Genomic DNA, 13632 nt, shown 5'->3' on the forward strand with positions numbered 1-13632 from the left:
TCCTGTCGGTTCGGGTTTGAACGATCAAAACCGGGTGGTCGCTAGAGTAGGCACCTGCTCGCGCGGCTGTCAATCGAGACCGCGGCGGCGTGCGCTCCGCGGACGACGCGCCGCGACGACACGGGCTGACGACGACGAACGAGACGAGGTGGGCGGTGCCGAGTGTCGAGTCGCCGCGCCTGCCCACGGTCGTGGACGTCGCCAAGGAGGCGGGCGTCTCGCGCCAGACCGTCTCCAACGTGCTGAACACGCCCGACATCGTCGCTCCCGCCACGCGCTCCCGGGTCGAGCAGGCGATCGCCTCGCTCGCCTACCGCCCACACGCCTCGGCGCGGCGTCTGCGGACCCGCAAGAGCTCGACGATCGGGGTGCGGCTCGACCCGGTCGCCAACGGCATCTCGGGGGCGGTGCTCGACCGGTTCCTGCACGCCCTGACCGAGCGGGCCGACCAGCACGGCCTCCGCGTGCTGCTCTTCACCGCCAAGGACCCGCTCGACGAGGTCGCCCAGTTCCGCCGCCTCCTCGACGGGGCCGACGTCGACTCGTTCGTGCTCACGTCCACCTCGTACGACGACCCCCGCACCGACTGGCTGCTGCGTGCCGAGGCGGACTTCGTCTCGTTCGGCCGGCCGTGGGGCAGCGACGTGGCCGACCCGGCCCGGCGCTGGGTCGACGTCGACGGGCACCGCGGCGTCGCCGAGGCGACCCGCGCCCTGCTCGACGGGGGAGCGCGGCGCGTCGTGTTCCTCGGCTGGCCGTCGACCTCGGGCATCGGCACCGAGCGCCGGCAGGGCTGGCGCGACACGATGCTCGCCCACGGCGGGCTCGACCCCGCGGAGCTCGACGAGGTCGACCTGACCGTCGACGACCAGGTCTCGCTCGCCTCCGACCGGATCCGGCAGCTCGCCGCGACGCTGGCCGAGACCGGCCGCACGATCGACGCCGTCGTCTGCGCCAGCGACTCGCTCGCCCTCGGAGCGTTCATGGTGCTCGGCCGCTCCGTGCCCGTGGTCGGCTACGACGACACGCCCGTCGCTGCGGCGCTCGGCCTGTCGAGCGTGCACCAGCCCGTCGAGGAGGTGGCCCACGCCACCCTCGACCTCCTGCTGCACCAGGGTCCCGCGTCCCGTGTCGCGACGCCCGGCTCGGCCGCCGATCCGCGGCATCGCCTCCTCGTCCCCCGTCTGGTCCTCCGCTAGCCTCCCGCCCCCGCCCCGCGTCGCTCCTCATTCAGGAAGATGAGTCCTGACCCGCGCAACTCGGGTCCGAACGGTCCTGATCCGTGCACAACTCAGGAGGCGCGGGCACGGTGTTCCTGAGAACGACCAGCTCGCAGGCGCAGCGGCGCGACAGCGCGGCACGGCAGAGCACCGCAGTCCGCGTCGGTGGCCACGCCGCGGCCCTGGACGTGACGCCCGCGACGTGCCAGGGTCGGCACATGATCTGGTGGGTGGCGCCGCTCGCCGCGGCAGCGGGGTTCGCGGGGCTGTGCGTCGTGCTGCGCGACGAGCAACGGCAACGGCGCGCGACGCGTGCAGCCCGAACGTCCGGGCAGGGGCAGGGGCAGGTCCAGGGGCAGCTGCAGGAGGCGCGGCGAGGGTCGTCGACCGCGGTCCGGCCCCCGAAGGGCCAGGCTGGGGAGGAGGCATCGTGACGAGTCCTGTGGGTCGGGGCCGCCGCCTCCTGCGCGTGCTCGGCGAGGTCGTGCGGGTGCTGCTGGTCGGCGTCCGGACGGCGCTCTCGGCGATGGCCGTGCTCAGCAGCGACGGCGCGCAGAAACCGCACCCGGGCCCGATGCCGGACGTCGACAAGCGTCCCGAGTACCGGCCCTGAGCCCGTCCTCTCTGCCGGATCCGAGTCCGGACCAGCGCCCGCAGCAGGCACTCGACGCGGGCGTGCGGGTCGGGCAGGATGACCGCATGCGCACCAGGGGGACACTGCTCGTGACCATGCTCTGCGAGAACTCGACCGTCGCGCCCGCACCGTGAGGGGCAGGGTCCACCTCGGCGGCGGAGGCTCCGAGGTCGACGAGGCCGCACTGTGGGCCGAAGCGTTCCCGTCGGGTTCCCGGGTCGCGGTCTGGCCCTTCGCCCACCGCGTCGACGACGACCGTCGATCGGCCGGAGCCTGGGCGACCGAGGCGCTCCTCGCCGTGGGCGTGGCCGACGTCGACGTGTGGGTCACGACCGAGCGCGGCCCCGCCCGGCGAGGCCCCGGCCGGCGCGGCCTCGGCCAGCCCGACGTCCGTGGGCATCGCTCGCTCGACGGCGTCGACGTGGTCGCCGTCCTCGGCGGCAACACCTTCGACCTGCTGCACGCGCTGCGGGAGGCGGGCCTCCACGACCTGCTCCACGCGCACCTCCTCGGCGGCGGCTCGCTCTACGGCGGCAGCGCCGGCGCCGTGCTCGCGGGGGCCGACGTCGATCTCGCCCGTGTGGCCGACCCCGACGACGTGGGCACGACCGACACGCGCGGCCTCGATCTCGTGCACGGCCACGACGTGCTGCCGCACTGGACCGACAGCCAGGAGGCGGTGGCCAGGAGGCACGCGCGCGCGAGCGGCCGCCCGGTCCTCGCGATCCCGGAGCGCGGCGGGGTCGTCGTCGCCCCCGACGGAACGGCCCGGTCGGTCGGCCCGGACGACGCGCACGTCATCACCCTCGAGCGCACCGTCCGGCGGGCCGTCGGCGAGGCCTGGTCGCTGCGCTGAGAGGTCGTCGCCGAGCGCTGCGCTCGCCCGAGGGACCCGCGGCGTCCGCACCCGCGGGAGCCGCGCAGACCCGCACTCGCGCCGACGGGTGCGCGCGGGTCCGAGGGGTGCGGCGACGCCCGGCGGCACGGGTCGCGGCATGCGCAGCGTGCACGCGCAGCCGAGGAGGCGGTCCTAGGCTGGCGGGATCAGCCCGGCACGCAGACGTCCGGGCCGCCGCCGCGGGGCAGGGCCCCCGACGGCGACGACCACGAGGGGGACATCGTGACCGATCCGCAGCGACACGACCGGCTCCTCGGGGGCGCGACCGACGCCTCCTCGTCGCGACCGGTCGTGCCACAGCCCGCCGCGCCGGCCGCCGCGCCGGCCGCCGTGCCGCAGGCCGCCGCACCCGCCGCCGAGCCCCGGCCGCCCGTGACGGGACAGCAGATCGGCGCGACCCCGTACGTGGCCGCCCTCGCGCTCTCGCCGATCGTCACGCTCGTCGTGGCCGCGGTCGAGATCCGGCGGTCGGTCGAGCTCCTCGCGCCGGGCAGCACCGGCGTGCAGCAGGGCGACTACACGCTCGCGATGGTCGTCAGCCTCGTCGTCGGCATCGGCCTGGTCGTTCTCTCCTGGCTCGACCGGCGGACGCTGCAGACGCGCGGCGTCGAGCGGCCGTTCCACTGGGCCTGGTCGATCCTCAGCGTGCTGATCTACCTGATCGGCCGCAGCGTCGTCCTGCGGCGCCGCGTGGGCCGGAGCGCCGCGCCGCTCTGGCTGTTCCTCGGCCTCTCGGTGCTCGGCGGTGCGATCGCGATCATCATCGGCATCTCGTCGGGAGTCGCCACCATGGACCGCCCGCCGGTCGACTTCTAGCCGCACGAGCGCCCGCACCCGCGGGACCCGCGCACACCCGGGCTCGCGCCGGCGGGTCCGCGCGGGTTCGACGGGCGTGGACGCCGCCGCCACGAACTACACCCCCGATCCGGCAGAACACCCTCGGAACGAGGGGCGTAGTGCCGGATCAGGGGTGTAGCTCACGCGCGCAGATCGCAGCGCACGGGCAGGCTCAGCGCGCGAGGAACTCCAGCACCACGCGGTTGAACTCGTCCGCGTCGCTCACGTTCGCGCCGTGCGGCGCGCCCGCGATCACGTGCAGCTCCGAGCCGGCGATCGCCGCGTGCGTGCGAGCGCCCGAGCCCTCGTAGGGCACGGTCGCGTCGCCGTCGCCGTGGATGACCAGCGTCGGCACGGTGACCTTCGTCAGGTCCTCGCGGAAGTCGGTCGTCGCGAACGAGTTCATCGCCTCGAGGGCGGCGGCCTTGTCCGCCTGCTTCGCGAGGCGCAGCGCGTCCTGGCGGTCCGCCTCCGACACCTTGAGCTCGCCGTCGACCGAGAAGAAGCCGGTGGTGAAGTCGTCGTAGAACGAGTCCTCGTCCTTGGTGAGGCCGGCGGTCATCTCGGCAGCCGCCTCCTTCGTGAGGGGGCCGTCGGGGTTGTCGTCGGTCTTCATCAGGTACGGGGGCACGGCCGACGCGAAGACGACGCTGTGCAGGCGCTCGGTGCCGTACTTGCTGAAGTAGCGGGCGACCTCGCCGCCGCCCATCGAGAAGCCGACGAGGGTGACGTCGTTCAGGTCGAGCTCGGTGAGGACGGTGTGCAGGTCCTCGGTGAGGTGGTCGTAGTCGTAGCCGGTCTTGGGCTTGTCGCTGCGTCCGAAGCCGCGGCGGTCGTACGTGACGACGCGGTAGCCGGCCTCGACGAACGCGGGGACCTGCTTGCTCCACGACTCGCCCGAGAGGGGCCAGCCGTGGATGAGGACGACGGTGCGCCCGCTGCCGCCGAAATCGTCGACGTGGAGGTTCGTGTCCTTGAAGAGCCCGTGGTGGGCGGTGATCTCGGTCATGGTTCCTGCCTTCCTCGGCCGCACCTGCGGCCTGTCCCCTCGTTCGTACCCGCGCCTCCTGGCGGTTTGCCCGAGGGCCCGTCCCCCTGGTTCGCGCATCGGACAGCTCACGTCGAGAAGTGGTGGCCCAGGGCGAGGGGCCGAGGGAGGTGCGCACCCGCTGCCGCTGCGCAGGTCACTTCCGCAGCTGGATCACTTCCGCAGCTGGGCGTCAGCCGCGCGGCTGCGGGCGCGGGTGGCGCTGGCGCCCGGCGAGCACGCCCGACAGGGCCAGCACGACGAGCCCGACGGCGGGGATGAGCAGCAGCCCGACCCGCAGTGAACTCGCGTCGGCGACGGCGCCGATCAGCGGCGGCGCCGCGAGGAACCCGAGTCGCATCAGCCAGCTGACGAGAGTGAGCCCCGTGCCCTGCCGGAACCCGGGCAGCGTGTCGGCCGCGTGCATGGCGGCGGGGATCAGCGTCGCGACGCCGAAGCCGGCCAGGGCGAAGCCGAGGATGGTCGTCCCCACGGACGGGAACGCCAGCGCCTGCCCCATCCCGACGAAGACCAGGGCGCCGCCGACCCGGGCGACGGCACGCTGGCCGAAGCGGTCGACGAGTCGGTCGCCGAGGATCCGTCCGACGAACTGGGCGCCCTGCAACGCCACGAAGCCGAGCGCGGCGACGGTCACGCCGGCGCCGAGCGAGCCCGAGAGATAGAGGGCGGCCCAGGTGTTGCCCGCGTCCTCGACGACCGTGCCGGAGGCGGCGATCAGCACGAGCGCGATCAGCACGCCCCAGGTGCCCAGCTTCACGGCCGAGCGGCGCACGCGTCCACCGTCGGAGCCGGAGCCGGAGCCGGAGTCGGAGTCGGAGCCGGCACCGGCCACGGGCACCGGGGCGGACGTCGACGACGACGCGACCCCCTCGGTCGGCGTGGCGGGCGCCTCCTCGAGCTCGGAGGCGGGCTCCGGCCCTTGGAGCATCAGCCGGTACGAGACGATCGCGACCACGCCGAAGACGACGCCGGAGATCGCCAGGTGCACGCCGATCGGCACGCCGAGACCGGCGGCCGCGCCGCCCATCAGGCCGCCGGTGACGGCGCCCACGCTCCAGATCGCGTGGAACGAGTTGAGGATGGAGCGCCCGTAGCGCCGCTGCACGCGCAGGCCGTGCGAGTTCTGGGCGACGTCGACGATCGCGTCGAGCGCACCGGCCACGAACAGCGCGGCGGCGAACAGCGCGCCGACGGGGGAGAGGCCGGCCAGCAGCACCACGACGGCGGTCACGACCGTGCCGACGACGGCGACGCGCGACGACCGGAAGCGGCGGATCAGCCAGCTCGCCGCGAGCCCGGCGACGATCGCGCCGACCGGCCCGGCGGCGACGGCCAGGCCGAAGGAGGCGTTCGACAGGTCGAGCGCGTCCTTGATCGCCGGGTAGCGGGGCAGCAGGTTCGAGAACAGCGCGCCGTTCGTGAGGAACAGCAGCGCGACGGCCAGCCGCGCCCGTCGGGTCTCGTGGTCGGGTGCGGCAGGCGTGCCGGGTCGGGGGGACGTCGTCGACATCGTCGGGTCTCTCGGCTGGGGGAAGGAAACGGATCGAATCGATTCGATCACGCGACGATGCTAGTCGAGCCGAGACCGTGACGGCAACGCGCCGCGCGGACCGGGCCCGACCTCAGCCGGCCGGCCCGAGCAGGACGGCGAGCATCGTCGCCGCCGAGCCGACCAGGAAGCTGAAGGTGCCGAGCTGCATGGTGCGTGTCTTGTTGCGGTCGGCGACGGGCACGCTCACCTCGAGGATCGGGCAGCCCGACCAGCCGATCAGGCCGAGGCTCAGGGCCACGACGGAGGCGCCGATCCAGAACAGCGTCTCGACCGGCGTCGAGAGGACGTCGGGCCGCCAGCCCGAGACGAGCACGGCGCCGAGGGCGAGTGCCACGGCGACCACCGCCGCCGCGAACCAGAGGGTCCCGGTCCACATGATGCGGGTGAGGTTCTCGACCGGGCCCATCAGGTCGCGGCCGTCCTGCTGCCGGGCGTGCGAGGCGTCGTCGACGGTGCCCGTCCGTCCGCGTCCGGGTCGTGCAGCGGTGTCTGAGGTGCTCTGGTGGTCGGTCACCCTGCCACGTTGCCACCATCGGGCCCACCCTGCCCGCCGATGTCCGGTCGGCGCGCCTCTGCCGTGCGCTCGGCCGTGCGCCTCAGCCGCGCAGCGTGACGCTCGGGTGCTCGCCGAACCGCTCGTGGTACGACGCCGAGAACCGCCCGAGGTGGGCGAACCCCCAACGTCGCGCCACGGCGCCGACCGTGGTCGTCTCGGGCGTCGCGACGGTGAGGTCGGCGTGCACGCGGTCGAGCCGGATCTGCCGCAACAGCGCGGTGGGGCTGACGTCGAGGGCGCGGTGCAGGGCCACCTGCAGCCCCCGCACGCTGAGGTCGGCGGCCCGGGCGACCTCGGCGACGCCGATCGGCTCGTGGGCGTGCTCGTGCAGGAACTCGACGGCGAGGGCCACGCGTCTGCCCCCCGGGGCGACGGAGGCGAGAGCCACGGACGAGGCCGGCCCGACCGCGTGCGGGAACGTCTCGAGCACCGCCAGGGCGAGCCGCCTGTTCGCCGCGGCCCGCAGCAGGGGAGGCGCGGCGAGGTCGAGCAGCACCGGCGTCGTCTCCGAGATGACGGCTCGCCACCGCTGCAGCGCCGACTCCGCGACCGGGGCGGCGTGGAAGAAGGTGACGGGCCCGGACGCGACGTCCCCGCGCTCCGCCGCCAGCCGCTCGAGGTGCGCCGCGCCGATGTGCACGAGCCGCTGCCGGTAGTCGGCGAAGTCGAACGAGTAGGCCCGGGTCGGTGCGATCCTCGGCACGAGCGGCTTCAGGGCGACCTCGTCGCGGCCGACGTCGACGGTGCCGCGACCGTCGACCAGCCACGACACGACGTACTCGGGCACGGCGTCGGCCGTGCCGCGGGCCGACCCGTGGAACTCGGAGGTGCGGAGCGACACGTCGCCGTCGCCGACCGCCGCGTAGCGGTAGTCGAACGGACGATCGAGCTGGTCGAGCCGGAACCCCTCGCCCGGGTACTGGGCCTCGTAGAGCTCGCGGGCCGCGTCGAGGTCGTCGCCGTGCACGGCACCGCGGAACGGCGGCGGTGTCGCCTCGGTGCCGACCTCTTCGTCCATCGTCGACATCTTCACACGCAGGAGGCGCCGGTCGCGTCCGCGACGCCGGGGCCGGACAGCCGCCGCCCGGCCCCCTACTGTGCAGGGACCATGCCGCACGCCCCCGCCGCGCCTCCTCGGCCGCCCCGCCCGACGCTCCGTCGGGCGCTGCGGCACGGCGTCTGGTGGCTGGAGGACTACGCGTTCGCCGCTTGGTGGCAGCTCCGCGCGGTGCTGTCGCCCCGCGGCTCCGACGACTACCTCTCGGGCGACGGCCGGCCGGTGCTCGTGCTGCCGGGCATCTGGGAGACCTGGGCGTTCCTCCGTCCGCTGATCGAGCGGGTGCACGACGAGGGGCACCCGGTGCACGTGATCGCGTCGCTCGGGCGGAACGGCCGACCCGTGGAGGCGACCGCGCGCGACGTCGCCGCCTACGTGCTCGAGCACGACCTGCACGACGTCGTGGTCGTCGCGCACAGCAAGGGCGGGCTGGTCGGCAAGTACCTGATGGCGCTGCTCGACGACACCCGTCGGGTCGACCGGATGGTCGCCGTCTGCACGCCCTTCAGCGGCTCCCGGTACGCCGCCTGGCTGGTGCTGCCGAGCCTGCGGGCCTTCTCGCCCCGTGACGCGACGACCGTGATGCTGTCGCGCGACCAGGCCGTCAACGAGCGCATCACCTCGATCTACGGCGAGTTCGACCCGCACATCCCCGAGAGCAGCGTGCTGGTCGGCGCCGACAACGTGCTGCTGCCGACCGGCGGGCACTTCCGGGTGCTGGCGCACCCGCGCACCGTGGCGACGGTGCTCGCGGTCGCCGGTCGGCCCGCGCCCGACGCCGACCGGTCAGCCGCGGTCTGAGAGGATGGGGTCCCGTCACCTCGACCAGGCAGGAGCCTCCCATGGCCGAATTCTTCATCGGACTCGTCAGCGCGATCACCCTCGTCGGCCTCGGGCTGACCGTCGCCGCCTTCGTGGCCCTCTCGACGTCGAAGTAGTCCCGCCCCGGAGCCCGATCCGCCGGGGCCGGCAGGTGCCGGCCGGGCGGCGCGTGGCTAGAGTCGTCGCATGAGAGCGCTGCAGGCCACCATCATCTCCGAGCTCGCCGTCCGCCCCGAGATCGACCCGGCCTCCGAGGTCGAGCGACGGGTCGCCTTCCTCCGCGACTACCTCGAGACGACCGGTGCCGGCGGCTTCGTGCTCGCCGTCAGCGGCGGCCAGGACAGCACGCTCGCCGGGCGCCTCTGCCAGCTCGCAGTCGAGGGGGTCCGCCGCGACGGCGGCACCGCCGAGCTCGTCACCGTGCGGATGCCGTACAAGGTGCAGGCCGACGAAGAAGACGCCCAGCTCGCCCTGCGGTTCGTCGACGGCGCCGAGGGGCTCGTCGTCAACATCCAGCACGGCGTCGACGGAACGGCGCAGGACGTCGCCGAGGCGACCGGCGTTCCCCTCAGCGACTTCGCCAAGGGCAACGTCAAGGCGCGCACCCGCATGGTCGCCCAGTACGCGATCGCGAGCGAGCGCGGCCTGCTCGTCGTCGGGACCGACCACGCCGCCGAGGCGCTGACCGGCTTCTTCACGAAGTACGGCGACGGCGGGGTCGACCTCGTCCCGCTCACGGGCCTGAGCAAGCGCCAGGGCAAGGCGCTGCTCGCCCACCTCGGCGCACCTGCGCGGCTGTACGAGAAGGCGCCGACGGCCGACCTGCTCGACGAGACCCCCGGCCAGACCGACGAGGCGAACCTCGGCCTCACCTACGCCGACATCGACGACTACCTCGAGGGCGGCGACGTCGACGACGCGATCGCCGAGCTGATCGAGGCCCGCTACCTCGCGACCGAGCACAAGCGCCGTGTGCCGGCCAGCCCGGTCGACGAGTGGTGGCGCGCCTGACACGCGTCCCGCTGTCGGTCGCCCGGTGTTGACTGCGACCCATGATCATCGTGACCGGCCACCTGCTCGTCGACCCTGAGCTGCGCGACGACTACCTCGCCTCGTGCGTGAGCCTCGTCGAGGCCGGTCGCGAAGCGCCAGGCTGCCTCGACTTCGCGCTGTCGCCCGACATCGTCGACCCCGGCCGCATCAACGTCGCCGAGCGCTGGGTCTCGCAGAACGCCCTCGACGACTTCCGCGGCTCCGGCCCGACCGACGAGCAGGAGGCGGAGATCCGGCACAGCGACGTGCACGACTACCAGCTCACCGGCCCCGAGGAGCCCTCGCTGTCCGAGTCGGGCGACCTCGTCTGAGCTGAGCTGAGCTGAGCCGAGCCGAGCCGAGCTGAGGCGGGCTGAGCTGGGCTGAACGGCGGGGTCCGCCCAACGAGGTCGAACGGGTCAGTCGATCCCGTCGATGCCGCCGAGGCGCTCGAGCACGCCGGTGAGGATGGTGCCGGCGGGGTCGGGCAGCACGTGGTGGTTCAGGTAGATGCCCTCGAGCCACGGCAGCACCTCGTCGGCGGGCATGCCGACGGCCGTCCAGTCGACGCCCGGCAGGGCCCGGGTGACGGTCTGCTCGGTGCCCGGGGCGAGCCACGCCTCGGCGATCGGCTGGTCGGGCGCACGGTGCTCGTCGGCGGCCCAGAGCAGGGCGATCGGGTGCTCCCGCACGTCGTCCGGCGCCTCGTCGACGTGGTCGTGCTCGACGTGCCCGGCGCCGAGCCAGGGAAGCGTGAGCAGCTCGCCCTCGATGTCGACCTCGACCAGGTCGAGGTGCGTCGGCTCCTCGACCTCGCAGACCCAGAGGTCGAGACCGGCGTCGTGCCAGGCCGCGGCGTCGTCGACGTCGTCGATCAGGTCGGGCATCAGGGCCTGCAGGTCGGTCAGCAACGCCGTCGCCCAGGCGACGACCTGGGCGGTGTCGCCCGGGCCCCAGGGGCTGGTGTCGGTGTCGTCGCCCGCGGCGTCGTGGAAGTGGTGCTCGACCCCGCCGACCTCGCCGACCCCGCCGACCCCGCCGCCGCCGACGGCGTCGAGGTGCACCTGGCCCGTGCCGAAGCCCACGTACAGGCTGCTGAGCTCGGTCTCGTCGTCCCACTCGCCGAAGAGGTTGGGCTTGCCGAGGGCGGTGGGCAGCGGAAGCGTCGCCGCGTGGCGCGTGCCCAGCGCGAACACCGCGCGGAATCGCCTGGTCGGCAGCCGGAGGCTCATGTCAGTCACTGGGGGTGTCTCCGATCGATCGCCTCCCAGCGTAGGGGCTGCGACCGACGCCCACTGCCCCGGTGCCGAGTGGTCACGAACGGTCGCTCAGCGGGCCGCCCGGAGCAGAAGTCGACCACTCGGCCGCGAGAGCGACCTGCACGCACTGCAGGTTCACAGCATCGTCGCGGCGTCCCTCCTTACCATCACCGCATGGACGACCCTCCCTCTCACATGCCGACGCCCTTCCGCGCCCTGACACCGCACGGTGTCTCTGACGAGCGGGGAGGGGCTCAGTGAACGAGTGGGCCATGCTCGCCGTCGGTCTGGTCCTGACCGTCGGCACCGGCTTCTTCGTGGCGTCCGAGTTCTCGCTCGTCAACCTCGACCGGAACGACCTCGAGGCCCGCCAGGCCCGGGGCGAGAAGCGCCTCGCGCCGACGATCAAGGCGCTGCGCATCACCTCGACCCACCTCTCGGGAGCGCAGCTCGGCATCACGCTCACCACGCTGCTCACCGGCTACACCTTCGAGCCCGCGATCAGCTCGCTGCTGGCCGCGCCGCTCGGCGACCTCGGCGTGCCCGCGGCTGTCATCCCGGGCATCGGCGCGGTGGTCGGCATCGTGATCGCGACGCTCTTCTCCATGGTCGTCGGCGAGCTCGTCCCCAAGAACTTCGCGCTCGCCCTGCCGCTCGCGACGGCCAAGTTCGTCGTGCCGTTCATGGCGACCTTCACGACCGTGTTCAAGCCGGTCATCCTGCTCTTCAACAACACCGCCAACGCCGCGATCCGCAGGATGGGCATCGAGCCGAAGGAGGAGCTGTCCGGCTCCCGGTCGGCGGAGGAGCTCAGCTCGCTGGTGCGACGCTCGGCGCTCGAGGGCATGCTGGACGACGACCACGCGACCCTCCTGGGCCGCACCCTGCGGTTCTCCGAGCACGCGGCGGTCGACGTCATGACCCCCCGGGTCCGCATGACCACCGTCCGCTCCACGGACACGGCCGCCGACGTCGTCGAGACGGCACTGGCGAGCGGCTTCTCGCGGTTCCCGGTGATCGGCGACGACAGCGACGACATCGTGGGCGTCGTGCACGTCAAGCAGGCGTTCGCGCTGCCCGCCGAGGAGCGGGCGTCCGTCCCGGTCGCCGGCCTCGTCTCGGACGCACGCTTCGTGCCCGAGTCGATGGGCATCGACACGCTGCTCGGCCTGCTGCGTCGCGAGGGCTTCCAGATCGCCGTCGTCGCCGACGAGTTCGGCGGCACGGCGGGCCTCGTCACCCTGGAGGACCTGGTGGAGGAGCTGGTCGGCGAGCTCGAGGACGAGCACGACCGCGCGAAGGCCGGCATCGTGCGGTCGTCGGGCACCGTCGTCTTCGACGCCGCCCTCCGCCCCGACGAGCTCTGGGACCGCGCCACGGTGCGGGTGCCCGACGACGGCGACTACGAGACCGTCGGGGGCTTCGTCGCCGAGCAGCTCGACCGTCTGCCCGAGGTGGGCGACGAGGTCGAGCTCGAGGGCGGCACGCTGCGCGTCGAGCGGGTGGTCGGGCAGAGGCTCGAGCGCCTGCGGTTCGTGCCGTCGCCGGCCGAGCTGCCGACCGCCTCCGGCGCTGCCCTGCCCGCGACGCACGGCAGCCAGCCTGCTCCCACCGACCACGACCGGGTCGTCGCCGGACTGCGAGAGGACCTGACCCGATGAACGAGTACCTGCCCGGCATCATCTGGCTGTTCGTGCTGCTGATCGTCAACGGCTTCTTCGTCGGCGCCGAGTTCGCCGTCATCTCTGCCCGCCGCTCGCAGATCGAGCCCCGCGCCGAGGCCGGCAGCACCGCTGCGAAGAAGACGCTGTGGGCGATGGAGCACGCCACGCTCATGCTCGCGACGAGCCAGCTCGGCATCACGGTCTGCTCGCTCGTCATCCTCAACGTCTCCGAGCCGGCGATCCACCACCTGCTCGAGATCCCGCTGGCCGCGACGCCCCTGACGCCCGAGGCCATCGGCGTCGTCGCGTTCGTCATCGCGCTGGTGCTGGTCACCTTCCTGCACGTGGTGGTGGGCGAGATGATCCCCAAGAACCTGTCGTTCTCGGTGCCCGACAAGGCGGCTCTGCTGCTCGCGCCTCCGCTGGTGTTCGTCGCGACCGTGTTCAAGCCCGTCATCTGGTCGCTGAACGGCATCGCGAACGCGGTGCTGCGCCTGTTCCGCGTCGAGCCGAAGGACGAGGCGACGAGCACCTACACGCTCGACGAGGTCGCCACCATCGTGCAGCAGTCGACCCGCGAGGGCGTGCTGTCGGACGCGTCGGGCACGCTGTCGGCGGCGTTCGAGTTCACCACGCGCAAGGTGCGGGACGTCGAGGTGCCGGTGGCCGAGATGGTCCGGCTCACGCCCCACGCCACCCCGCGCGACGTGCAGCTCGCCGTCGCGGAGCACGGCTACTCGCGCTACGTGCTGACCGACGGCGACGGCCAGCCGACCGGCTACCTGCACCTCAAGGACGTCATGGACCTGACGTCGGCCGAGGCGCTCGACGTGCCCGTGCCGGCGAAGCGGGTCCGGCGCCTCGGCGCGGTGCCCCACGACGCCGATCTCGAGGACGCACTGGCGTCGATGCGCCGCAGCGGCGCCCACGTGGCCCGAGCCGTCTCGGTGATGGGCGAGACGACCGGCGTGCTGTTCCTGGAGGACATCATCGAGGAGCTGGTGGGCGAGGTCGACGACGCGACGACCGTCTAGTCGCCGAGCGCTCGACGGC

At 73.3% G+C, this 13632-nt stretch carries 14 protein-coding genes; 9 read left to right on the forward strand and 5 right to left on the reverse strand.

Annotation, left to right across the window (positions count from 1 at the left end):
* The first annotated feature begins 89 nt into the window (after positions 1–89).
* The 4 genes from ES689_RS00300 to ES689_RS00315 all read left to right on the forward strand — a co-directional run bounded on the left by ES689_RS00300 (position 90) and on the right by ES689_RS00315 (position 3568).
* Positions 90–1199, forward strand: coding sequence for a LacI family DNA-binding transcriptional regulator (locus ES689_RS00300; RefSeq protein ID WP_223269299.1), 1110 nt, complete (start codon positions 90–92; stop codon positions 1197–1199).
* A gap of 451 nt (positions 1200–1650) precedes the next feature.
* Positions 1651–1833: a hypothetical protein gene (locus tag ES689_RS00305; RefSeq protein ID WP_146898699.1), complete on the forward strand. Its 183-nt coding sequence runs from the start codon at positions 1651–1653 to the stop codon at positions 1831–1833.
* 151 nt (positions 1834–1984) lie between these two features.
* Complete coding sequence (locus ES689_RS00310) at positions 1985–2710, forward strand: Type 1 glutamine amidotransferase-like domain-containing protein (RefSeq protein WP_191330100.1); 726 nt, start codon at positions 1985–1987, stop codon at positions 2708–2710.
* Between the two features lie 264 nt (positions 2711–2974).
* Positions 2975–3568 (forward strand): hypothetical protein, encoded by a 594-nt coding sequence (locus tag ES689_RS00315; RefSeq protein WP_146898705.1) that lies wholly within the window; start codon positions 2975–2977, stop codon positions 3566–3568.
* Positions 3569–3761: 193 nt separating this feature from the next.
* Here the strand turns inward: ES689_RS00315 and ES689_RS00320 are convergent, their stop codons facing one another.
* The 4 genes from ES689_RS00320 to ES689_RS00335 all read right to left on the reverse strand — a co-directional run bounded on the left by ES689_RS00320 (position 3762) and on the right by ES689_RS00335 (position 7763).
* Positions 3762–4598 carry an alpha/beta fold hydrolase gene (locus ES689_RS00320; RefSeq protein WP_146898708.1) on the reverse strand — a complete coding sequence of 279 codons (837 nt, stop codon included), beginning with the start codon at positions 4596–4598 and terminating at the stop codon, positions 3762–3764.
* 211 nt (positions 4599–4809) lie between these two features.
* The gene (locus ES689_RS00325) at positions 4810–6147 is read right to left on the reverse strand and encodes an MFS transporter (protein ID WP_146898711.1); all 1338 of its coding nucleotides are present in this window, start codon (positions 6145–6147) and stop codon (positions 4810–4812) included.
* 112 nt (positions 6148–6259) lie between these two features.
* Positions 6260–6703: a hypothetical protein gene (locus tag ES689_RS00330; RefSeq protein WP_146898714.1), complete on the reverse strand. Its 444-nt coding sequence runs from the start codon at positions 6701–6703 to the stop codon at positions 6260–6262.
* Between the two features lie 82 nt (positions 6704–6785).
* Entirely contained in the window at positions 6786–7763 is a 978-nt protein-coding gene (locus ES689_RS00335; RefSeq protein WP_146898717.1) for a helix-turn-helix domain-containing protein, read from the reverse strand.
* A gap of 90 nt (positions 7764–7853) precedes the next feature.
* On the opposite strand from ES689_RS00335, the gene ES689_RS00340 reads away from it, so the two are divergent.
* The 3 genes from ES689_RS00340 (at position 7854) to ES689_RS00350 (ending at position 9988) form a co-directional block, all read left to right on the forward strand.
* Positions 7854–8603, forward strand: a complete 750-nt coding sequence (locus tag ES689_RS00340) for a triacylglycerol lipase (RefSeq protein ID WP_146898720.1) — start codon at positions 7854–7856, stop codon at positions 8601–8603.
* Positions 8604–8810: 207 nt separating this feature from the next.
* Entirely contained in the window at positions 8811–9635 is an 825-nt protein-coding gene (gene nadE, locus ES689_RS00345; protein ID WP_146898723.1) for an ammonia-dependent NAD(+) synthetase, read from the forward strand.
* A gap of 41 nt (positions 9636–9676) precedes the next feature.
* A complete protein-coding gene (locus ES689_RS00350) occupies positions 9677–9988 on the forward strand; it encodes a putative quinol monooxygenase (protein WP_146898745.1) in 312 nt (103 codons plus the stop codon).
* A gap of 87 nt (positions 9989–10075) precedes the next feature.
* Here the strand turns inward: ES689_RS00350 and ES689_RS00355 are convergent, their stop codons facing one another.
* Positions 10076–10897 carry a hypothetical protein gene (locus ES689_RS00355; RefSeq protein ID WP_146898748.1) on the reverse strand — a complete coding sequence of 274 codons (822 nt, stop codon included), beginning with the start codon at positions 10895–10897 and terminating at the stop codon, positions 10076–10078.
* A 275-nt stretch (positions 10898–11172) separates the two neighbouring features.
* Here ES689_RS00355 and ES689_RS00360 point away from each other — a divergent pair, with 275 nt between their 5' ends.
* Positions 11173–12576: a hemolysin family protein gene (locus ES689_RS00360; protein WP_146898751.1), complete on the forward strand. Its 1404-nt coding sequence runs from the start codon at positions 11173–11175 to the stop codon at positions 12574–12576.
* Positions 12573–13613, forward strand: coding sequence for a hemolysin family protein (locus tag ES689_RS00365; protein WP_146898754.1), 1041 nt, complete (start codon positions 12573–12575; stop codon positions 13611–13613). The genes ES689_RS00360 and ES689_RS00365 overlap by 4 nt, the downstream gene beginning before the upstream one ends.
* Positions 13614–13632: the final 19 nt, after the last annotated feature.

Source organism: Frigoribacterium sp. ACAM 257, from assembly GCF_007954365.1.
Classification (GTDB): Bacteria; Actinomycetota; Actinomycetes; order Actinomycetales; family Microbacteriaceae; genus Frigoribacterium.

Bases quoted from the DNA above. Each gene is read 5' to 3' on its own strand.
- ES689_RS00340 (WP_146898720.1), top strand. From the start codon at position 7,854: ATGCCGCACGCCCCCGCCGCGCCTCCTCGGCCGCCCCGCCCGACGCTC.
- ES689_RS00350 (WP_146898745.1), top strand. From the start codon at position 9,677: ATGATCATCGTGACCGGCCACCTGCTCGTCGACCCTGAGCTGCGCGAC.
- ES689_RS00325 (WP_146898711.1), bottom strand. From the start codon at position 6,147: ATGTCGACGACGTCCCCCCGACCCGGCACGCCTGCCGCACCCGACCAC.
- ES689_RS00335 (WP_146898717.1), bottom strand. From the start codon at position 7,763: ATGGACGAAGAGGTCGGCACCGAGGCGACACCGCCGCCGTTCCGCGGT.
- nadE (WP_146898723.1), top strand. From the start codon at position 8,811: ATGAGAGCGCTGCAGGCCACCATCATCTCCGAGCTCGCCGTCCGCCCC.
- ES689_RS00320 (WP_146898708.1), bottom strand. From the start codon at position 4,598: ATGACCGAGATCACCGCCCACCACGGGCTCTTCAAGGACACGAACCTC.
- ES689_RS00365 (WP_146898754.1), top strand. From the start codon at position 12,573: ATGAACGAGTACCTGCCCGGCATCATCTGGCTGTTCGTGCTGCTGATC.